The sequence below is a fragment of the Arthrobacter sp. 05N429 genome (assembly GCF_056397045.1).
Genome location: NZ_JBFTMQ010000008.1, coordinates 1 through 19,471 on the forward strand (window position 1 = coordinate 1; position 19,471 = coordinate 19,471).

General features: G+C 67.6%; 17 protein-coding genes and 2 pseudogenes. 7 read left to right on the forward strand and 12 right to left on the reverse strand.

What is annotated here, in order from left to right; genetic code table 11:
- Window positions 1-134 precede the first annotated feature (134 nt).
- From AC1DF4_RS14010 to AC1DF4_RS14035, 6 genes and pseudogenes are all read right to left on the reverse strand, one after another.
- Window positions 135-506: pseudogene (locus AC1DF4_RS14010) on the reverse strand (integrase core domain-containing protein); the annotation flags it as partial.
- A 263-nt stretch (window positions 507-769) separates the two neighbouring features.
- Window positions 770-883 (reverse strand): annotated as a pseudogene (locus AC1DF4_RS14015) (DUF4193 family protein); the annotation flags it as partial.
- A 68-nt stretch (window positions 884-951) separates the two neighbouring features.
- Window positions 952-2,127: an ABC transporter ATP-binding protein gene (locus tag AC1DF4_RS14020; protein ID WP_476913455.1), complete on the reverse strand. Its 1,176-nt coding sequence runs from the start codon at window positions 2,125-2,127 to the stop codon at window positions 952-954.
- Window positions 2,124-3,716: an ABC transporter permease gene (locus AC1DF4_RS14025; protein WP_476913456.1), complete on the reverse strand. Its 1,593-nt coding sequence runs from the start codon at window positions 3,714-3,716 to the stop codon at window positions 2,124-2,126. Before AC1DF4_RS14025 ends, AC1DF4_RS14020 begins: the two co-directional genes overlap by 4 nt.
- 4 nt (window positions 3,717-3,720) lie before the next feature.
- Complete coding sequence (locus AC1DF4_RS14030) at window positions 3,721-4,773, reverse strand: iron ABC transporter substrate-binding protein (protein WP_476913457.1); 1,053 nt, start codon at window positions 4,771-4,773, stop codon at window positions 3,721-3,723.
- A gap of 168 nt (window positions 4,774-4,941) precedes the next feature.
- Window positions 4,942-6,249: a glycoside hydrolase family 76 protein gene (locus AC1DF4_RS14035; RefSeq protein ID WP_476913458.1), complete on the reverse strand. Its 1,308-nt coding sequence runs from the start codon at window positions 6,247-6,249 to the stop codon at window positions 4,942-4,944.
- Window positions 6,250-6,478: 229 nt separating this feature from the next.
- On the opposite strand from AC1DF4_RS14035, the gene AC1DF4_RS14040 reads away from it, so the two are divergent.
- The gene (locus AC1DF4_RS14040; RefSeq protein ID WP_476913459.1) at window positions 6,479-7,312 is read left to right on the forward strand and encodes an SDR family NAD(P)-dependent oxidoreductase; all 834 of its coding nucleotides are present in this window, start codon (window positions 6,479-6,481) and stop codon (window positions 7,310-7,312) included.
- Window positions 7,312-8,535 (forward strand): acyl-CoA dehydrogenase family protein, encoded by a 1,224-nt coding sequence (locus AC1DF4_RS14045; RefSeq protein WP_476913541.1) that lies wholly within the window; start codon window positions 7,312-7,314, stop codon window positions 8,533-8,535. The genes AC1DF4_RS14040 and AC1DF4_RS14045 overlap by 1 nt, the downstream gene beginning before the upstream one ends.
- Here AC1DF4_RS14045 and AC1DF4_RS14050 read toward each other — a convergent pair.
- The 4 genes from AC1DF4_RS14050 to AC1DF4_RS14065 all read right to left on the reverse strand — a co-directional run bounded on the left by AC1DF4_RS14050 (window position 8,532) and on the right by AC1DF4_RS14065 (window position 11,702).
- Window positions 8,532-9,362 (reverse strand): DUF1684 domain-containing protein, encoded by an 831-nt coding sequence (locus AC1DF4_RS14050; protein ID WP_476913460.1) that lies wholly within the window; start codon window positions 9,360-9,362, stop codon window positions 8,532-8,534. The genes AC1DF4_RS14045 and AC1DF4_RS14050 overlap by 4 nt on opposite strands.
- 21 nt (window positions 9,363-9,383) lie before the next feature.
- Complete coding sequence (locus tag AC1DF4_RS14055) at window positions 9,384-10,004, reverse strand: TetR/AcrR family transcriptional regulator (protein WP_476913461.1); 621 nt, start codon at window positions 10,002-10,004, stop codon at window positions 9,384-9,386.
- Between the two features lie 91 nt (window positions 10,005-10,095).
- Window positions 10,096-10,689, reverse strand: a complete 594-nt coding sequence (locus AC1DF4_RS14060; RefSeq protein ID WP_476913462.1) for a TetR/AcrR family transcriptional regulator — start codon at window positions 10,687-10,689, stop codon at window positions 10,096-10,098.
- Window positions 10,686-11,702: an aldo/keto reductase gene (locus AC1DF4_RS14065; RefSeq protein WP_476913463.1), complete on the reverse strand. Its 1,017-nt coding sequence runs from the start codon at window positions 11,700-11,702 to the stop codon at window positions 10,686-10,688. Before AC1DF4_RS14065 ends, AC1DF4_RS14060 begins: the two co-directional genes overlap by 4 nt.
- A gap of 176 nt (window positions 11,703-11,878) precedes the next feature.
- Here AC1DF4_RS14065 and AC1DF4_RS14070 point away from each other — a divergent pair, with 176 nt between their 5' ends.
- From AC1DF4_RS14070 to AC1DF4_RS14090, 5 genes are all read left to right on the forward strand, one after another.
- Window positions 11,879-12,559: an NADPH-dependent F420 reductase gene (locus AC1DF4_RS14070; protein WP_476913464.1), complete on the forward strand. Its 681-nt coding sequence runs from the start codon at window positions 11,879-11,881 to the stop codon at window positions 12,557-12,559.
- 212 nt (window positions 12,560-12,771) lie between these two features.
- Complete coding sequence (locus AC1DF4_RS14075) at window positions 12,772-13,863, forward strand: acyltransferase family protein (protein WP_476913465.1); 1,092 nt, start codon at window positions 12,772-12,774, stop codon at window positions 13,861-13,863.
- An 87-nt stretch (window positions 13,864-13,950) separates the two neighbouring features.
- Complete coding sequence (locus tag AC1DF4_RS14080; RefSeq protein ID WP_476913466.1) at window positions 13,951-14,277, forward strand: hypothetical protein; 327 nt, start codon at window positions 13,951-13,953, stop codon at window positions 14,275-14,277.
- A 112-nt stretch (window positions 14,278-14,389) separates the two neighbouring features.
- Window positions 14,390-17,206: a phosphoenolpyruvate carboxylase gene (ppc, locus tag AC1DF4_RS14085; RefSeq protein WP_476913467.1), complete on the forward strand. Its 2,817-nt coding sequence runs from the start codon at window positions 14,390-14,392 to the stop codon at window positions 17,204-17,206.
- Between the two features lie 43 nt (window positions 17,207-17,249).
- Entirely contained in the window at window positions 17,250-17,555 is a 306-nt protein-coding gene (locus AC1DF4_RS14090; protein ID WP_476913468.1) for a hypothetical protein, read from the forward strand.
- A 20-nt stretch (window positions 17,556-17,575) separates the two neighbouring features.
- Here the strand turns inward: AC1DF4_RS14090 and AC1DF4_RS14095 are convergent, their stop codons facing one another.
- Together AC1DF4_RS14095 and AC1DF4_RS14100 are read right to left on the reverse strand one after the other, a co-directional pair.
- Window positions 17,576-18,202, reverse strand: a complete 627-nt coding sequence (locus AC1DF4_RS14095) for a DedA family protein (protein WP_476913469.1) — start codon at window positions 18,200-18,202, stop codon at window positions 17,576-17,578.
- Between the two features lie 105 nt (window positions 18,203-18,307).
- Window positions 18,308-19,291, reverse strand: a complete 984-nt coding sequence (locus AC1DF4_RS14100; protein WP_476913542.1) for an RluA family pseudouridine synthase — start codon at window positions 19,289-19,291, stop codon at window positions 18,308-18,310.
- Window positions 19,292-19,471 lie beyond the last annotated feature (180 nt).

The following is a 19,471-nucleotide window of genomic DNA, read 5'->3' on the forward strand; positions in this document are numbered from 1 at the left end:
TCCTATAAGGTCACGCCACCGAGCCATTCGCATGCATCGGCACCACCTACCAGGCCGACCAATCGATCCAAGGACAACAAAATCGCGTCAGGCTTACGGTGAGTCAGACCCAGCAGGTGATGCCACCTACATCCTCACTGGCTTACGGGTGCAAGTGGTTGGGCCCCTGGTAGCAGTCCAGCGTCCATGCGATAGCTAGTTACCAAGTAGCGTTTCGGCGCCATGCTGTTCAGGGATCCGTGGGCCCGTTCATGATTGTAGATAGCTCTTTATTCGTCGGCCAAATAGTTCGCTCGGCCATGGTGCCCATGATTTCTCCGGCGAGTTGTTCCCTTCTGAATTGGGCGTTGAAGGATTCGATGCAGCCGTTCTGCCACGTGATCTCGGGTAGATGAATGCTGTGCCGACGCCAGCGGTTTGCGCCGGTCGATCAGTGCTGCAGCGGTGAATTCCGGGCCGTTGTCACACCCGACGTAGGCAGACGCGGTGCCGGTCTCGGCGATGAGGCACGCACCCCTTTCGCGAGCACTATTTGTGAGTCTCGTTCGCCTGTTGCGGAACCGGGGGCGAGCGTCCAAAATGACCTCATGCCTGCCGCGTCCTCCTCCGCACCGGTTCGCGAAGAGCTGCAGTTGATCCGTAGAGAACGATCGGGTTCTCGAAAGTGTCTCATAACCCGTACGCCTCTAAACCCTAGGGTTTCGAGACACGTACGGCTGGGGACGGCACCCCGTGACCTTATGAACCTGGGCAAAGAGAGCCGAATGGTTCATTGGGCGGTATCACGGACACTGCTCTCCCGGGCGAGCTGGGAGCGGTGGCGGACCAGGAAGCAGGAGTAGCAGGTGAATTCGTCCGCGGCCTGTGGGATGACCCGGATGATTTAGTTCCTCGCCGGAGAGGGCGGCGCCGTGAAGCTCAGTAGAACGAGGAATTTATCTTCTCCGGCGGCTAGGCCGGCGGCAGGTCATCCACCGGGAAGGCCACGGCCTCGCCGACGACGCGGAGGCACAGTTCGGTGCCGGGGCGGGCGATCGAGGCGTTCCAGTGCCGGATCGTGATGATTTCGCCGCCCCCGGGGTAGCGGTGGTCGGCCACGGCGCCTTCCGCGAGGACGGGCGGGACGGCAAGTTTGAGCCGCACAGTGGTTTCCGGGCCGAAGTAATCGGTGTCCACCACGACGCCGCGGATGGGGCCGTCCTCGGCGATCCGGATCTGCTCCGGGCGCAGCATCAGCTGGACCCGGCCCTGCGCGGGAGGCCGGCGGACGGGGATGCCGCCCAGGGAACACGTGGCCAGGGAACCTTCCATCCACGCATCGAGAATGACGGCGTCACCCAGGAACTCGGCGGTGGCGCGGTCCGCGGGCCGGGTGTAGACGATGAAGGGGTTGCCGATCTGCGCCAGCCGCCCGCCGCGCATCACCGCCACCTGGTCCGCGAAGGACAGTGCCTCGCCCTGGTCGTGGGTGACCAGGATGGTGGTGACGCCGGCGTCGTGGAGCACCTTGCCCACGGCCCGGCGCGTGGCCACGCGCAGTCCGGCGTCCAGGGCGGAGAACGGTTCGTCCAGCAGCATGAGTTCCGGCTCGCGGGCGAGGGCGCGGGCCAGCGCCACCCGCTGCTGCTGGCCGCCGGAGAGCTGGTGCGGGCGGCGCTTGGCCATCGCGGGGTCCAGTGACACCATCTCCAGCAGTTCGGCCACCCGGGCCTTTACGCCGCGGTGCCCGCCGGGGAGCTTGGCGGAGTCGAGGCCGAAGGAGATGTTCTGCCCGACGCTCAGGTGCGGGAAAAGTGCGCCGTCCTGCGCCACGTAGCCCACATGGCGCTTGTGCGCCGGGACCCAGACGCCCTCGCCGGCCACCTTGGCACCGTTAAGCGAAATGCTGCCGGTGTCCGGGTGCTCAAAACCGGCGATCAGCCGCAGCAGCGTGGTCTTGCCGGAGCCGGACGGGCCCACAATCGCCGTCGTGCCGCCCTTGGCCACCGAGAGGTTCACGCCCTTGAGGACGGCCTGGGAGCCGAAGTTCTTGGTGACGGAATCGATTTCCAGATGGCTGTTGGTGCTGGTGGCTACGGATGCGGCGATCCGCGGTTCCGGGAGCCGGGAAGGGCTGTGGTCGGTCACTGTCCCGCTGCTTTCTTGGACTGCTGGAAGAGGAGGTAGGTCATCGGTGCCGAGATCAGGATCATCAGCAGGGCGTAGGGGGCGGCGCCGGCATAATCGATTTCGCTGCTCTTGCTCCAGAACTCGGTGGCGAGCGTCCGGGTGCCGTTGGGGGAGAGCAGCAGTGTCGCCGTGAGTTCGTTCACGATCGCCAGGAACACCAGGGCGGCGCCGCCCGCGGCGGCCGGCGCGGTGAGCCTCAGCGTGACCCGGAGGAAGGCAAGCAGCGGGGGCTTGCCGAGCGCCTGGGCGGCCTCGTCGAGTTCCTTCGGTGCCTGGGCCAGGCCGGACCGGATGTTAACCAGCGCGCGCGGCAGGAAGAGCAGCACGTAGGCCGCGATCAGCAGGGCCGAGGTCTGGTAGAGGTCCGGCGCCGCCTTGATGCTGACCGTCACGAAGGCCAGGCCCACCACGATCCCCGGCAGGGAGCTCGTAATGTAGTTCGACAGTTCCAGGGCCTTGCTGAACCAGCTGGGATGCCGCACGGCCAGGTACGCCATGGGGAACGCGACGACGGTGGTGGCCAGGGCGCCGGCGAGGCCGTACATCAGGGTCTGCAGCAGGGCGGGCAGGAACTCGTCCGCGGCCCAGATCTCCGGGCCTCCGGCGATGATCCAGCGCAGCACGAACGTCAGCGGCAGCCCGAAGGCCAGCGCGGTGAGCGCGATCAGGAACAGTTGGGCCGGGAGCTGGTAGGCGCGCAGCGGAAGGCGCAGGGCGCCGGCCTGGGCGCCCGAGCCGATCCTGGCGTACCGGGCGCTGCCGCGGCTGCGGACTTCCACCAGCAGCAGGATCAGGCAGAGGAACACGAGGACGCTGGCCAGCATGTTCCCGGCGGTGCCGTTGAAAGTGGACTGGTACTGCACCATGATCGCGGTGGTGAACGTGTCGAAGCGGATCATCGCGAAGGCACCGTACTCGGCCAGCAGGTGCAGCGACACCAGCAGCGCGCCGCCGGTCATCGCGATGCGCAGCTGCGGCAGCACCACCCGGAAGAAGGCGCGCCAGGCGCCGAGGCCCAGGGCCGCAGCGGACTGTTCGATGGCCGGGTCCAGCCGGCTCAGCGTGGCGGCGGCCGGGATGTAGACGAGCGGGAAATAGGACAGCGTGGCGATCAGCACGCCGGACCACAGCCCCTCGAGGGACGGCACGGCGGAAACCCAGGCGTAGCTGTTGACGAAGGCCGGAATGGCCAGCGGCGCGGCGAGCAGGACGGCCCACCACTTGCGCCCGCGGAGCGTGGTCCGTTCCACCAGCCACGCGCCGCCCACGCCCAGGACCAGGCAGAGGGGCACAGTGATGGCCATCAGCAGCACCGTGTTGAGCAGGAGCTCACCAACACGCGCGCGGAAGATCAGGGCGACGGCGGTTTCCCACCCCGTGGCCGCCGTCATCACGATGACGTAACCCAGCGGGATCAGTGAAAACAGGGCAATGAGGACCGCGAGGATGGACACCGCGGAAACGCCGAAAGGCGGGCGGGGGCGTTTGCCCCGGCCCGCCGTCGTCGTGCTCCCGGAAGTCCCGGGAGCCGCCAGCTTGGTTGTCACGCGGTTACAGCAGTCCTGCCTTGGTCATCAGCTCGGTGACCTTTGCGGAATTGAGCTTGGCCGGATCCACGGTGGGGGCCTGCAACTCCGTCAGAGGGACCAGCTTCTCGTTGGCCGGGACACCGGAGGCGATGGCGTATTCAAAGGAGGTGCCCTTCTGCAGGATCTCCTGGCCCTTCTTGCCGGTGATGAACTTGACGAAGGCCTGGGCCGCCGCCGCGTTCTTCGAGGACTGCAGCACGCCGCCGCCGGAGACGGACACGAATGCGCCCGGGTCCTGGTTCTTGAAGTAGTACGGCGTGACGTTCTTGGAGTTCTCGCCCGTCTTCGCCTGGTCGCCGTAGTAGTAGTAGTGGTAGATCAGGGCGGCGTCGACCTCGCCGGCGTTGACCGCCTTCATGGCGGTGCTGTTGCCCTTGTAGGCCTTGTAGTTCTCCTTCATGCCCTTGAGCCATTCCTCAGTGGCGGCTTCGCCCTTGAGTTCCAGCAGGGCGGAGGCGATGGCCTGGAAGTCGGCGCCGGACGGCGATGCCGCCCACTTGCCCTTCCACTCCGGCTTGGCCAGGTCCAGCATGGACTTGGGCAGCTGGTCCTCGGTTAGCTTGGCCTTGTCGTAGACCAGCACGGTGGAGCGGGCCGCAATGCCGGTCCACTTGTTGGTGGAGGGCCGGAACTCGGCGGGCACTTGGTCGATGGTGGCCTTGTCGACGTCGGCGAAGAGCCCGGCGTTTTCCACCTGGGCCATGGCCGGGGAGTTTTCGGTGAGGAAGACGTCGGCGGGGGAGGCCTTGCCTTCCTGGATGATCTGGTTGGACATCTCGGTGTCCGAGCCCTGGCGCATGGTGACCTTGACGCCGGTTTCCGCGGTGAACGCGTCCACCCATTCCTTCGTCAGGGATTCGTGCTGGGCGTTGTAGACCGTGATCTCGCCGGACATCTTGCCGTCAGCGGCGGCGCTGCTGGGGGAAGTCGAGGCGGCGGAGCCACAGGCGGCCAGGCCGAGCGCGGCGGTGGCGGCCAGCGCGATACCTGCCAGCGCGTTGGTGCGGATCTTCATTGGGGGCTGCTTTCTGCAAGGAAGTTCTTAGGAACCCTAGCCCCCTGTGAGCGGGGGAAGTTAGGGCATGCTCACTAGGAAAAACTGTAGGATAGCCAAACCTAAGCAACCAAGCCGAGAGCGCCATAAGTGATCAGGATCACATCAATTACGAAACTATTGCGTGACTTAATTACTCGCGGGGGATTCCGTGCGTGATTCGGTCGGCGCCGCCTCAGCCGCCGCGTCCGCCTCTGCGGGCTCCGCCTCCGGCGCTGCGTCGTCCGCCGGCGCCGCCTCGTCCGGGAGGCCGGACCTGCCGGTAATTGAGGCGGCCGCTTCCAGGACCATCCAGGCCTGCAGCTGGGTGGAAAGCTCGACGGCGGCGCCCGCCGGGTAGCTGCGCCGCGCCGGCAGTTCGGGGCGGATGGAGAACAGGATCCGGCCGCCCTTGCGGGCCAGCGGTTCCTGGGCCGACACGATGCGGCGGCCCTCCCAGAAGGCCTCGGCGGTGTCGTTGACGAGGGTTGCGGCCGTGTTCCGGGCCTCGGCGGGAAGCCGCTCGTCGATGGCGGCGAGGGCCAGGTACCGGACGAGGATGCCGGTGAACAGCCCGCCGTCGCCCGTTCCCTCGCAGCGCAGCACCGTGGCGCTGCGCCCCATCAGCGGGGCCGGGAGGGTGAGGTTCCGGGCGACGGCAGCCACGAGCGCGGAGGCGCGGGCCAGGTTGGTTTCGCCGCCGAGTTCCAGCAGCGCGCCGAGGACCGGCCCCTGATTGTAGGTGTAAATGGAGCTTTCCAGCACCACGTCGCCGCCCGGGGCGATGCGCAGGCCGTCCTGGTACATTCCCTGTTCCGGGTCGAAAAGCCGGGCATCCAGCCAGTCCAGCAGGGCCTGCGCCTTGGCTGCCTTGCCGGTGCGGGCGTAGTAGAGCGCCACGGGTGCCGTGGCCGGGGTGTTCTTGAAATCCCGCTTCTTGCTCCAGAACGTGCCGCCGCCGAGGTCGTCCGTGGAGGCGGAATCGAACTGCAGCGTGAGGCTCTTGAGGGCCCTGGCGTTGCGGCCGCGTCCGGCCGGCTTGCGGCTGTCCTCCGCGAGTTTCTCGAGCCGCAGCGTGGACAGGGCCAGCCAGGCCATGTCGTCGTAATAGTTGTTGACGAAGGTCAGGAAATTGCGGAGCCGGATCCCGGCGACCAGCTGGGAGGCGAGCAGGCCGGCGCTGGGCCGGTTTTCGCCGTCGAACCGTGTTCCGGGCCTGCCCTCGGTTCCGAGTTCCCGGCGACCGGTGTCCACCAGGCAGTCCACATAGTGCGCCTGCCACCAGTAGTGCCAGGGCCGGGCGAGATTCTTGACCCGGCCCGAGGGCCGCACGATCGCGGCGATGTGTGTCCCCGGCAGGAAGAAGAGCCGCTGCCCGAACAGCCTGGTCACGGAGCGGGCCGCTTCGTCGGCCCGGAACGACCAGTTGGGGGCGGTGGAAATCTCTGCTGGGGTCATGGCTCCAGCCTAGTAGCGGCAGTGCGTCCGCGGCGGGATCGCGGCTGCGCCGCGGGAGGCGATTCCGACCCGGCTGCGTGGACCATCCCGCATTCCGGCGGGCGGCGGCGCCGGTGAAGGTGCGGAATATCCGTATTCCAGTTAACATTCACTAACTAATGTTCCCTGCAACTTCGTGACACTGCACACAGTGTCGTGGCGGGTTCCGGTTCCACATCAAGGAGGATGCATGGACATCAAAGGTACAGTCGCGCTGATTACGGGCGGGGCCTCGGGCCTGGGTGCCGCGACGGCCCGGCGCCTGTTCGACGCCGGCGCCTCCGTGGTCCTGGTGGACCTGCCAAGCTCTGCCGGCGACGCGTACGCCGCCGAGCTGAATGCCTGGGGGGAGGGCCACGTGAAGGCCCCCGGCACCGGCGACCGGAAGGAACAGGCCAACAAGGCGGTTTTCGTTCCGGCCGATGTAACCAGCGAGGACGAGGTGCAGTCCGCCGTCGACGCCGCCGTCGCCCTCGGCCCGCTGCGGATCGTGGTCAACTGCGCCGGGATCGCGACCCCCGGCAAGGTTTTGGGCCGCGACGGCGTGCTGCCGCTGGAGAGCTTCAACCGCGTCATCCAGATCAACCTTGTGGGCACCTTCAACGTCATCCGGCTGGCCGCTGCCGCGATGGCGGCGACCGAGCCGGCCGTAACCGGGCTCGGCGGCCCGGAGCGCGGCGTCATCATCAACACCGCCTCCGTCGCTGCCTTCGACGGGCAGATCGGCCAACCGGCCTATGCCGCCTCCAAGGGGGCGGTCCACGCGATGACGCTGCCGATCGCCCGTGAACTCGCGCGCTCGCTGATCCGGGTGGTCACCATCGCGCCGGGCATCTTCGAGACGCCCATGATGGCCGGGCTGCCGCAGGAAGCCCAGGATTCTCTCGGGCAGCAGGTGCCGCACCCGTCCCGGCTGGGCAAGCCTGACGAGTACGCGAACCTCGCCGCGCACATCGTGGACAACGCCATGCTCAACGGCGAGACCATCCGCCTTGACGGTGCCATCCGGATGGGGCCGAAGTGATGCGGGCCGGGGTTGCCGATCCGTCCGCGCCGCCTGTCGCCGTCGAGGGTCTGCCGACGGCCGATTTCTTCGACTTCGAGTCGATGCTCAACGCTGCGGAACAGGAAAAGCTCGCCGAGTTGCGGGATTTCCTGGCCCGCGAGGTGGCACCCTTCGCCGGTGACTGGTGGAACAAGGCCGAGTTCCCCGCGCACATCCTGCCCAAACTGGCGGCCCTCGAACTCAGCGCACCGGCCCAGCGCGGCTACAGCAATCTGTTCGCCGGACTGGTCATCGCCGAGATCACCCGGGTGGACACCTCGCTGGCAACGTTTTTCCTGGTCCACCACGACCTCTTTGTCGAATCCCTCTACGGCTTCGGCTCCGAGGAGCAAAAGGCGCGCCTGCTGGACGACGCCGCAAACCTCCGGACCACCGGCGCCTTCGCCCTGACCGAGCCGGACCACGGCTCCGATGTGGCCGGCGGCATGGAGACCCTCGCCCGCCGCGTTCCCGGCGGGGCTCCCGACGGCGGCGACACGTGGGTGCTCAACGGCGCCAAGCGCTGGATCGGCAACGGGACGTTCTGCGACTACATGCTCGTGTGGGCCCGGGACGAGGCCGACGGCGCCGTCCGCGGCTTCATCGTCGACGCCACATTGCCCGGCGTGAGCCGGACCAGGATCGAGAACAAGATCGCGTTGCGCACGGTGCAGAACGCCGACATTGTCTTCAGAGACGTGCAGGTGTCCGAGGCGGACCGTTTCGCCGGCATCAACAGCTTCGAGGACACCAACGAACTCCTGCGCGGCTCCCGGATCATGGTCGCCTGGCAGGGCGTCGGGCAGCAGCTGGCCGCGTTCGACGTCGCCCGGCAGTACGCCGTCGAACGCCAGCAGTTCGGCCGGCCGCTGGCGAAATTCCAGCTGGTCCAGCAGCAGCTGGTCACGATGCTCGGCAATGCCGTGGCCAGCATGGGGATGATGGTCCGGATCGCCCAGCTGCAGGAGAAGGGCGCGGCGGACATGCCCCAAGTGGCCCTGGCGAAGTCCTATGTGAGCGCCCGGATGCGGGAAACCGTGGCGATGGGCCGGTCCCTGCTGGGCGGCAACGGGATTGTCACTGACTACCGGATGGCCAAGATCTTTGCCGACGCCGAGGCGATCTACACATACGAGGGCTCGTTCGAGATCAACACGCTGATCGTGGGCCGGGCCGTGACCGGGGTTTCGGCGATCGTCTAAAAGAGCGCGGGCTCTTTCTCTCCGGCCTCGATCCGGTAGTCCAGGCTGTTGTTCTTCACCGGCATGGGGCAGGTGCCGTACGGCGTGAAGGCGCTGGGGTAGTTGATGGCGCGGTTGAAGTCCAGGATGACGGTGTTGTCCGGCCGCGGCCGGGCTGTGGAGACCTTCCGCCACTCATCGGTCGATTCCCCGTTGGTCTCGTCGTGGAACGTGACCGTCAGGGCTCCGAGCTTTTCCTCCTCGGCCTGCAGGTGGAACTCGTGGTCCTTGCCGGGGAGCCGGAACACGAGTTCGCCGACCGTGCGGTGGACGCCGTCGACCAGCGGGTTGGCGGTGCCGATCGGGACGTCCACGGGCTCCGGATAGCGCCGGAAGCTGGCCTCGACCACCAGGTCCGGCCGGTAGTCGAAGGTGGGGACGCCATCGAAATCGGTGAACACGGGCGACTTCGAATCCCGGGTGCGCACAGCGTACTTGTTGGCGCGCATTGCCAGTTCGACCACCACCTGGCGGCCGTCCTCTCCGCCGTACTGGACCCAGAGCAGGGACTCCTCGTCGGACAGCGTCGCGCTGATGGTGCCGTCAACGGGGGCGCCGGTCTCCACGAGGGTGAGTCCGTCCGCCGCTGCGGCGGTGAGGAACGCCGTCGTGCCGTCCGTGGACCAGAGCCCGGGGACGAGTTCGACGGCGGCCGGCTGGTCTTCCAGCCACTGGAAGGAGGTCAGCGTCAGCCAGCCGTAGTCACTGGCCAGGGCCGTGTTGCGGCTGTTCCTGAAGCGCTGCCAGCGGGCGAGCTGGGCTTCGAGATCGCGGTGCGTGCTGCTCACGGGTTCCTCCTAAGGCGTCAGTCAGTTGGGAGTTGGTGGAGTTCCGAGGCCCGCGGCCACGAGTTGTGCCGCGGCGTCGCGGGCCGCGACGGCCGCCGCCGGATCGGCGTCGAGCACGCCGCTGGCCAGGCCGCCGTCGAGCAGCAGGGTCAGGCTGCGGGCGAGCCGGTCCGGATCCGGGGCGCCTGCCTCCTCGGCCAGGCCGCGGATCCAGGTCCGGACGTTTTCCTTGTGTGCCACTGTCCGTTCGTGCACGCGGGTGCCGGAGGCAGACTCGGCGGCGGCGTTGATGAAGGCGCAGCCCCGGTAGCCGTCGCGGCGGCAGGCGCTGGCCAGTGCGTCGAACAGTCCCACGAGCCGGGCCGCGGGGTCAGGCCCGGCTGCTTCCGCCGCGGCGTGGAGCTGGCCGGTCCAGACGCCGTCGACCTTCTCCAGATAGGCCAGGATCAGGTCGTCCTTGGCCGGGAAGTACTTGTAGAAAGTGGCTTTCGCGACGCCCGATTCGGCGATGATCGTGTCGATGCCCGCGGCCCGGAGTCCCTGGGCGTAGAAGAGCCGGAAGGCCGTGGCAAGAATCTTGTCCTTGGCCAGCCCGGCAGGAGTGCGGGCGGCCGGCTTTCCAGTGGCTGCTGGCGGCGTCATGGCTCCATGGTACACAGACAAGTCTGTCTCTGTCCGGCGGCGGGGCCTCCCGCCGCCGGCCGTGGACGGCCGGCGCGCGGGCATTCCGCGGTCAGCGGCGGACCGCCAGCCCGTGGACGAGGAGCTTCCAAACCTCTATGAGGTCTTCGTGGATCGCTGGATCTGCCCATTCCGGGGCATGCAGCGGGTGGTGGAACCTTGCCGTGGCGTACAGAACGGCCCGGCCGGACGCCACGGGGTCCGCGGCCGCAAACTCGCCGCCGCGGCTGCCGTCGGCGACGATCTCAGTGAGCTGGGCGGCGAGATGGTCTACATGCTCGGCCACCACCTCGCGCGCCTCGGTTGTCAGCTGGCTGAACGTCGCAAAGAGTTCAGGGTCCTCCAGTGCCATCCCCTGCTTGATGCCGGCCAGCCGCTGGAGCCAGCGGAGCAGCCGTTCGGCAGCCGGGCCGGCTGTGTCCCCGGCCGGCTCCAGGGGCTCCGCGATCCGGGCCAGCCACCGCCGGGCCACGGCGTCGCGCAGGGCCACCTTGGTGGGGAAATGCCGGTACACGCTTCCGTGGCTGACGCCCAGCGCCTTGGCAACATCGACGACTGTGGCCTTGGCCGGCCCGAAGCGCCGGAGGACGTCCTCGGCGGCGTCGAGGATGCGCGTTTCCGTCAGGACGACGGCGGCAGGGGTCACCGGCGTTCGCTGTCGAGCATGGCCATCTGGCCGGCGTCGTAGCGTGTGCCTGCGGCGGCGTTGGCCGGGACGGCGGCCTCGATCGCTGCCAGCTCCTCGGCGGAGAGGAGCAAATCGACCGCGCCCAGGGATTCGGTGAGGCGTTCGCGGCGGCGGGCACCAACGAGGGGGACGATGTCCTCGCCGCGGGACAGGACCCAGGCGATGGCGAGCTGGGCGACGGTCGCGCCCTTCCGGTCCGCGATTTCGCGGAGCCGTTCGACGAGCTCGAGGTTCCGCTGCAGGTTCTCCCCGGAGAAGCGGGGCAGGTGGGCCCTGAAGTCGCGCTGGTTTTCAGTTCCGGCGGCCGGCCAGTGACCCGACACCAGGCCGCGCGACAGCACGCCGTACGCGGTGATGCCGACGCCGAGTTCGCGGGCCGCCGGCAGGATGTCCTGCTCGATGCCGCGGGAGAGGAGGGAGTACTCGATCTGGAGGTCGGAGACGGGGTGGACGGCGTTGGCGCGGCGCAGGGTGCCGGCGCCGACCTCGGAGAGGCCGATGTGGCGGATGAGGCCCTGCTGCACGAGCTCGGCAAGCACTCCCATGGTTTCTTCCACCGGGATGGCCGGGTCCAGGCGTGCCGGCCGGTAGATGTCCACGTAGTCGGTGCCGAGGCGGCGGAGGGAGTAGGCCAGGAAGTTCTTGATCGCCGCGGGACGGCTGTCCACGCCGTTCCATCCGCCCCGGGCATCGCGCAGGACGCCGAATTTCACGCTGATCTGCGCGTTCTCCCGCCGGCGGCCGCGAATCGCGTCGCGCAGCAGCATTTCGTTGTGTCCCATGCCGTAGAAATCCCCGGTGTCCAGCAGGGTCACGCCGGCGTCGAGGGCGGCCTGGATCGTGGCCACGCTTTCTGCGTCGTCGGCGGGACCGTAGAGATCGGACATGCCCATCAGGCCAAGGCCGATGGCGGCGGTGCTGGGGCCTGTGGAGCCCAAGGTGCGGGTGGTGGCGAGTACAGAAGCAGTCATGGAATAACCGTACAACAATCAACTGACAGATTTCAAACTTTGTCAGCTGCGCGGCGTTCGCGGTGCCTTGGACGGCTGGGGGTGTGTGCGGTATTGCCGTAGACAGGTCTGTCTGATAGCGTCATGCCCACATATAGACGCACCTGTCTACTCCACGACTTCAGAATGAGGACGCCATGAAGATTGCAGTACTGGGAACCGGCATGGTCGGGCGCACTATTGCCGGTGCACTGGCCGGGCTGGGGCACGCCGTCGTGATCGGCACCCGCGACCCGCAGGCGACGCTGGCACGGACCGAGCCGGACATGATGGGCACCGCGCCGTTCGCCCAGTGGCACGCCGCGAACGCCGGGATCGAGGTCGCCGCCTTTGCCGACGCGGCGTCCGGCGCCGAGTTGATTGTCAACGCCACCAACGGCGCCGGTTCGCTGGCTGCCCTGTCCGCCGCGGGTTCCGGGAATCTCGCCGGCAAGGTCATCATGGACATCTCCAACCCGCTGGACTTCTCGCAGGGCATGCCGCCGTCGCTGAACCCGGTGAACACGGACAGCCTCGGCGAGCAGATCCAGCGTTCCTTCCCGGAGGCCAGGGTGGTTAAGACGCTGAACACCATGACGGCGTCCGTGATGGTGGATCCGGCGAGCGTGGCCGGCGGCGACCACTCGGTCTTCGTCTCCGGAAACGACGCGGACGCCAAGGCGGCCGTAGCGGTACTCCTCAAGGGCTTCGGCCACACCGACGTGATCGACCTCGGCGACATCACGAGTGCCCGCGGCGCGGAAATGATCCTGCCGATCTGGCTGCGGATCTGGGGCGCGCTGGGCACCGGCGAGTTCAACTTCAAGATCGCGCGCTAACCCCTTCACCCAACTGACCCGCAGCAGGGGCCGCTCTGGGCGTCCAAAACGGTCCCTGCTGCGAGTCGCATGGTTCACCCGCCCTCATGCGTTCCATGCCCGGCGCAGACGCCGGAACCTGGGACTCCGAGGCCCGACTCGAGGGGCCGGTCTGTGGAATTCAAGTAGTCGGTACTGTTGGCGGCAGTTTTGTTGGCCAATACGTTCGACACATGACTTCTGCCGTCGCCACTTCTTCAATATCCGTCCGACGTCCAAGTCAGCGCCTGCGGGTGGCTCTCGACGCTATCCGGGCGCTGGCTGCCGTCTACGTGGTGATCCATCATGTTGTGGACCACTCGGCCATTACTGGTCCATCCGCGGCGATCTTCAGGTATGGCCCTGAGGCTGTCATTGTCTTTTTCCTGCTCAGCGGATTTGTCATTTTCGCAAATGAAAGAACCCGGGTGCACGGGGGCGTCAAATCCTACTACTTACGCCGACTGCGGCGCATTTACCCGCCGCTGCTTGTCGCTTTTGCGGTTTCAGCGCTAGTTGCCTGGCTGGACGGTACGCTGGTGCGCGATTTCACACCCTGGGCGCTGGTTCTAAACCTGCTGTCCCTCCAGGATCTGGGGGATTTCAAACCCGGTGTCATTGTCTACCCATTCCTGGGAAATGGCCCTCTCTGGTCATTGTCTTATGAAGTCCTTTTCTACCTTGTCTTTCCATTGATTATGATCGTCCATCGCCGTTCCCCCGGAGGGGCGTTGGGAATCGTAGGAGCCCTGTCCGTGATCGGCTTCGGTTCTTACGTCCTGGCGCCCAACCACTTTTCCTTGGTCTTTGCCTACATGCTGACGTGGTGGGCCGGAGCCGTGATTGCCGACCTTTATGGTGCGGACCGGCTCAGCCTCAGGGCCCTGTTGCCGGTTGGAGGGTGGCTGCTGGCGCTGTGTGCCGTTGCCGGTGCAGGGCTGGTCCTGAACCGGAACCCGGAGATGGTGGAGATCCTTCGACTCTCACTGAAGCTTTTCGGATTCGCCCTGGCCTGCACCGTGGCGTCGGCCACCGTCCTGGCCGGGCTCTTCGTCCGGCTAGTCGTCCCCTTGGGCGTCCCGGCTGCCTTTGTCGCATCCATTTCATACGGACTGTATGTCTTCCACTTTCCTCTCCTGGTTCAATGGGACTTCGCCCAGGCACCGTTCGGTCTCGCCGTGGCGGCGGTGCTGCTCGTGGTCATATCGGTGCTGGGCGACCGCTGCCTTGAGCGTTGGATTCCCAAACCGTCGGGCGCGGTCAGCCCCTTACGTCCGTCCCGGTGAGAGGCCTTTCCACTGCTGTGAGTCACAGTGGAACCGGCGGCCGGGGCGTGTCTGGTCTGGCGGTTGCCGCGCGCGTACGGTGGGTGCATGGCTCTTGAAATCCTTGGGACCGTTCTCGCCTGCGTGGCGGTGATCGTCGGATTCACGCTGGCGGGGATGTCCGCGCTGCGGCGGGGCGGGAACCCGAAAGGCGCCACCGGCACCCTGGGCAGTGTGCTGGGCATGATGGATCCGGCCACCGGCGCCCCCACCCGCCAGGAAGCGGCCGCGGCCCGCGAAGAACTCAAACAGCAGCGGCACGAATCGAGCCAGTCCGGCACCGGACCGGATCACGGCGATCCCTACAGCGGCCGGATCACGTTGCCACCCAGGGCGCCCGCGGAGCATCACGTCAAGGCCCCGGACACTATCTGAGACAGATTCCCTGCCGGCCGCCGCTGCGGGTAGCATCCTAAGGGAAGAAAGTAACCCGGCTCACAGTATCCAGCGCAGTGTACGAGCCAAGTCCTCTCGAAAGATGTTTTCCATGGCTGACACTGCAATGCACTCCGGCGCCGATCTCGCCGCCGAACTCCGGGCCGACGTCCGCCGCGTTTCCACGCTCCTCGGCGAGTCCCTCGTCCGCCAGCACGGCCCCGAGCTCCTGAGCCTCGTGGAGCAGGTGCGCCTGCTGACCAAGGAATCCAAGGAAGCCGCCCGCGGCGGTGCGGACGCCACCGGGCCCTGGAGCTCGTACGACGTCGTCGCCCAGGTCCGCGAGCTGCTCGGCTCCCTGCCCCTCGAGCAGGCCACCGACCTGGTCCGCGCGTTCGCGTTCTACTTCCACCTGGCCAACGCCGCCGAGCAGGTCCACCGGGTCCGCGGACTGCGCACGCGGCAGGAAAAGGACGGCTGGCTCGCCAAAGCCGTCGAGGAGATCGCGGACCAGGCCGGCAGCTCCGTGCTGCAGGAGGTCGTCAACGAGCTCGACGTCCGTCCCATCTTCACCGCCCACCCCACCGAGGCCTCCCGCCGTTCGGTGCTGGACAAGATCCGCCGGCTCTCCGACATCCTCGCCGAGAGCACGGCGGAAGGCACTTCCGCACGCCGCCGCCAGGACCGCCATCTGTCCGAGGTGATCGACCAGATGTGGCAGACGGACGAACTCCGCCAGGTCCGGCCCACCCCCGTGGACGAGGCCCGGAACGCGATCTATTACCTCACCGGCATCCTGGGCGACGCCATGCCGGAAATGCTCTCGGACCTCTCCGAACTGCTGTCCGAGCACGGCGTCAGCCTGCCGACGCAGAAGGCACCCATCCGCTTCGGCTCCTGGATCGGCGGCGACCGGGACGGCAACCCCAACGTCACCGCCGCCGTCACCCGCGAAATCCTGCAGATCCAGAACCAGCACGCCGTGCGGATCAGCATCGGCCTGATCGACGGGCTGATCTCCATCCTGTCCAACTCGACGGCGCTCGCCGGGGCGGACCGGGAGCTGCTGGACTCGATCGACGTCGACCTCGGGAACCTGCCCGGACTGGACCGCCGGGTCCTCGAACTGAACGCCCAGGAGCCGTACCGGCTCAAACTCACCTGCATCAAGGCCAAGCTGCTCAACACCGCCCGGCGCGTCGCGGCCGGATCGGCGCACGAGCCCGGCCGCGACTACACCGCCACCGCGGAGCTCCTCGCCGAGCTGGGCCTGCTGGAGCGCTCGCTCCGCAACCACCACGCCGCACTCGCCGCCGACGGCGCCCTGGCCCGGGTCCGCCGCGCCATCGCCTCCTTTGGCCTGCATCTGGCCACTCTCGACATCCGCGAACACGCAGACCACCACCACGACGCCGTCGGGCAGCTGATGGACCGCCTCGGCGGGCCCGGCGTCCGGTACGCAGAACTCAGCCGCTCCGAACGGCTCGAGGTGCTGGGCTCCGAACTCGCGTCCCGGCGCCCGCTCTCCGGCCACCCGATCAAGCTCGACGGCGTCGCCGACGGCACCTACGACGTCTTCCGGGAGATCCGGCGTGCCCTGCGCACCTACGGCCCGGACGTAATCGAGACCTACATCATCTCCATGACGCGCGGCGCGGACGACGTCCTGGCCGCGGCGGTGCTGGCCCGCGAGGCCGGGCTGGTCAGCCTCTTCGGCGAGGCCCCGTACGCCAGGATCGGCTTCGCGCCGCTGCTGGAAACCGTGGAGGAACTGCGGGCCTCGGCCGAGATCGTGGACGCGCTGCTCTCCGACGCCTCCTACCGCGAGCTGGTGCGGCTGCGCGGGGACGTGCAGGAAATCATGCTCGGCTACTCGGACTCCAATAAGGAATCCGGGGTGATGACCAGCCAGTGGGAAATCCACAAGACCCAGCGCAAACTGCGCGACGTCGCGGCGAAGCACGGTGTCGGGGTGCGGCTGTTCCACGGCCGCGGCGGATCCGTGGGCCGCGGCGGCGGACCGACCTACGACGCCATCATGGCCCAGCCCAACGGGGTGCTGGAAGGCGAGATCAAGTTCACCGAACAGGGTGAGGTCATCTCGGACAAATACTCCCTGCCCGAGCTCGCCCGCGAGAACCTGGAGCTCTCGCTCGCGGCGGTTATGCAGGGATCCGCGCTGCACCGCACGCCGCGCACGTCGGAGGACCAGCGCGAACGCTACGGCCACGTCATGGAGACCATTTCCGACGCCGCCTTCGCCCGGTACCGGACGCTGATCGATGACCCGGACCTGCCGGCCTACTTCATGGCGTCCACCCCGGTGGAGCAGCTGGGGTCCCTCAATATCGGTTCCCGGCCCTCCAAGCGGCCCGATTCCGGCGCGGGGCTTGAAGGCCTGCGGGCCATCCCGTGGGTTTTCGGCTGGACGCAATCACGGCAGATCGTCCCGGGCTGGTTCGGCGTCGGCTCCGGGCTCAAGGCCGCCCGCGAAGCCGGCCACTCGGCCCAGCTGGTGGAAATGATGGACGGCTGGCACTTCTTCCGCTCGGTGCTCTCCAACGTGGAAATGACCCTGGCGAAGACGGACATGGACATTGCCGGCTACTACGTCTCGACCTTGGTACCGGAGGAGCTGCACCATCTCTTCCGTGCCATCCGGGCCGAGTACGAGCTCACCGTCACCGAGATCCAGAACCTGACCGGCGAGGACCTGCTGCTGGACGCACAGCCCACGCTGAAGCGTTCACTGGAGATCCGGGACCAGTACCTCGACCCGATCAGCTACCTGCAGGTGGAACTCCTGCGCCGCGTGCGCTCCGAGGCCGCAGGGGAGAGCATGCCCAACGGCGAGATCGACGAACGCCTCCAGCGCGCCATGCTCATTACGGTCAACGGTGTGGCGGCCGGCCTGCGCAACACCGGCTGACCCCGGCTGGGGGTCCGCCCGGCGGTCCCGATAGGGTTGGGGCATGCCGTCGTTCCAGACCAGACTGAAGATCACCGGGCTCAAGCCGGGCAACCCGCCGGAGGCCGTGATGGCTGCGGCTGTCGAAGCGCTGGAGACGCGGCACCACGTCGAAGCGAACCAGCTTGACCTGGCCGGAGGCGTTCCTCAGCTGAACCTGCGCTTCCTGGTCGAGCCCACCTCCTACACCGGCGAGAACAGCCAGGCGCTGGAGTCGGCAGCGATGATGCGCGACGCCGTCGAGCGCGTTGCGGTGACCGGAAACCTCATGGTGCTCCGCCGCAACCGCGGCCGCTGGGCGCCCGTGTAGGCAGGTGCCGGGCGCCGGGCTCAGAAGTCCAGTTCCTCCTCGGGCCCGTCCACCACTGGGGAGCGGTTGCCGCGCTTGCGCGTGACAATCACCCCCACGACGGCGCCGACCAGCATCCCGACGCCGACCCCGATCAGTGAGCTCGCCCAGAACGGCAGTCCGGTGGCGGCGCCGGTGGCATAGCCGAGGCCGACGGACCAGATGGCCCAGAGGAGGCCGCCGAGGGCTGCGCAGAGGCTGAAGCCGCGGGTGGAGACGTTGGCGATGCCGGCGGCGGCCGTGGTCGCCAGGCGCCCGCCGGGGATGAACCGGATGCCGATGATGGCCCCGTAAGTGGTGGACCGGCCGGCCTTCCCGATCGCCGTGTGCACGGACTGGTGGAATGCCCGGCCCCACCGCCAGCGGTCCAGCACATGGCTCAGGCGCCGTTTGAAGAGCTGGAACACCAGAATGTCGCCGAACCAGGAAGCCGCCGCGGCGAGGAGCACCACCAGGAACACGTTGGCACGGCCGACGGCGGACAGGGCGCCCCCGGTGATGACCACCATTTCGGACGGAAGCGGCGGGAAAATGGCATCGCCCATGACCACCGGGATGATCCAGAAATAGATCGCGTCCCCCCAGCTGTCAGCGTTGCCGAAGTCCATGGGCACAAGGTACCGCACTTCCGGCCGGACGCCCGGCTGGACGCCCGTCCGTGACGGGTGCGGGCTCGTGCGGCTTTATGGGAGGGCCGGCTGCGGGCCGTTTGGTTATGTGGCTTGGCGGGCCTCGGTGAGCTCCAGCCCGCTGCGGTACTCCACCGGGTTGCCGGTGATGGGGTCCACGAACCGGATCCCGCGGGCCAGCAGCTGGAGCGGCTTCGAATAATCGTCCGGCGCCTTGTCCAGCAGCTCCGGGTAGAAGGCGTCGTTGACGATCCCCAGTCCCAACGAGGCCATGTGCACCCGGAGCTGGTGGGTCTTGCCAGAGTGCGGCTCCAGCCGGTACAGCGCACGGCGCGGGGCGCCGTCGGACGCGGTGTTGGGGATGCCGGCGCCGGGGGTAGCCGGGGCGGCGCCGTCGAAAGTCCGCAGCCGTTCAATCCGGGTCTCGGCGTTGGGTTCGCCGTCGATCACCTCGGCCAGCAGGTAGCTGCGGGACTTGGTCATCCGGTTCCGGACCACGACGGGGAAGTCGACGGCGGCGTGCCCGGGCGCGGGCTCCGCGGCGGACACGCACTCGTACTCCTTCTGGACCTGGCGCTTCTCGAAAAGCACCTGGTATTTGCCCCGCGTTTCGGGATTCGTGGAGAGCAGCAGGATTCCGGCGGTCATGCGGTCCAGCCGGTGCATGGGAATGAGGTCCGGGAGGTTCAGCTGGTTCCGGAGCCGGACCAGTGCGGACTCCTGGATGTAGGTGCCGCCGGGCGTGGTGGGGAGAAAGTGCGGCTTGTCCACGACGAGGAGGTGGTCGTCCTGGTGCAGGATGGCCAGTTCCACCGGGATCCTGGTCTCCGGCGGCAGGGTGCGGTAGTACCAGATAAAGGTGTGGTTCCGCAGCGGCGTGGCGCGGCTGAGCGGGATGCCGGCCTCGCCCACGATCTCGCCGGCGTCGAAGCGGTCCTCGATGCCCTGCGGGTCGATGTGGCCCCAGCGGTGCATCATGTAGTCCATGGCGGTGTCCCACGGCCCCTCGTCCGGAAGGCGGAGGCGGGTCGCGTTGACGCCGTCGCGCACGGGCAGGGGGGATTGCATCACCGGTCCATTCTACTTTGCCGCCAGGTTGCGCCCGCGTGGGTGGGCCCAGCCGCGAAATCGCCGGAAACCCTCGAGTACGCCGGAGCTTACGACGAGCCGGCACGTTTCCGGCGACCTCGGTGCAGGCGCGTTCCGACGGTAAAAAAGTTCTTGACAAATAAAACTGTCGGTGGCCAG

What these genes read in the sequence shown, in the direction of transcription:
- AC1DF4_RS14030 (WP_476913457.1), bottom strand. Translation starts at nt 4,773, where the DNA reads ATGAAGATCCGCACCAACGCGCTGGCAGGTATCGCGCTGGCCGCCACC.
- AC1DF4_RS14035 (WP_476913458.1), bottom strand. Translation starts at nt 6,249, where the DNA reads ATGACCCCAGCAGAGATTTCCACCGCCCCCAACTGGTCGTTCCGGGCC.
- AC1DF4_RS14040 (WP_476913459.1), top strand. Translation starts at nt 6,479, where the DNA reads ATGGACATCAAAGGTACAGTCGCGCTGATTACGGGCGGGGCCTCGGGC.
- AC1DF4_RS14045 (WP_476913541.1), top strand. Translation starts at nt 7,312, where the DNA reads ATGCGGGCCGGGGTTGCCGATCCGTCCGCGCCGCCTGTCGCCGTCGAG.
- AC1DF4_RS14055 (WP_476913461.1), bottom strand. Translation starts at nt 10,004, where the DNA reads ATGACGCCGCCAGCAGCCACTGGAAAGCCGGCCGCCCGCACTCCTGCC.
- AC1DF4_RS14065 (WP_476913463.1), bottom strand. Translation starts at nt 11,702, where the DNA reads ATGACTGCTTCTGTACTCGCCACCACCCGCACCTTGGGCTCCACAGGC.
- AC1DF4_RS14070 (WP_476913464.1), top strand. Translation starts at nt 11,879, where the DNA reads ATGAAGATTGCAGTACTGGGAACCGGCATGGTCGGGCGCACTATTGCC.
- AC1DF4_RS14075 (WP_476913465.1), top strand. Translation starts at nt 12,772, where the DNA reads ATGACTTCTGCCGTCGCCACTTCTTCAATATCCGTCCGACGTCCAAGT.
- AC1DF4_RS14080 (WP_476913466.1), top strand. Translation starts at nt 13,951, where the DNA reads ATGGCTCTTGAAATCCTTGGGACCGTTCTCGCCTGCGTGGCGGTGATC.
- ppc (WP_476913467.1), top strand. Translation starts at nt 14,390, where the DNA reads ATGGCTGACACTGCAATGCACTCCGGCGCCGATCTCGCCGCCGAACTC.
- AC1DF4_RS14090 (WP_476913468.1), top strand. Translation starts at nt 17,250, where the DNA reads ATGCCGTCGTTCCAGACCAGACTGAAGATCACCGGGCTCAAGCCGGGC.
- AC1DF4_RS14095 (WP_476913469.1), bottom strand. Translation starts at nt 18,202, where the DNA reads ATGGACTTCGGCAACGCTGACAGCTGGGGGGACGCGATCTATTTCTGG.
- AC1DF4_RS14100 (WP_476913542.1), bottom strand. Translation starts at nt 19,291, where the DNA reads ATGCAATCCCCCCTGCCCGTGCGCGACGGCGTCAACGCGACCCGCCTC.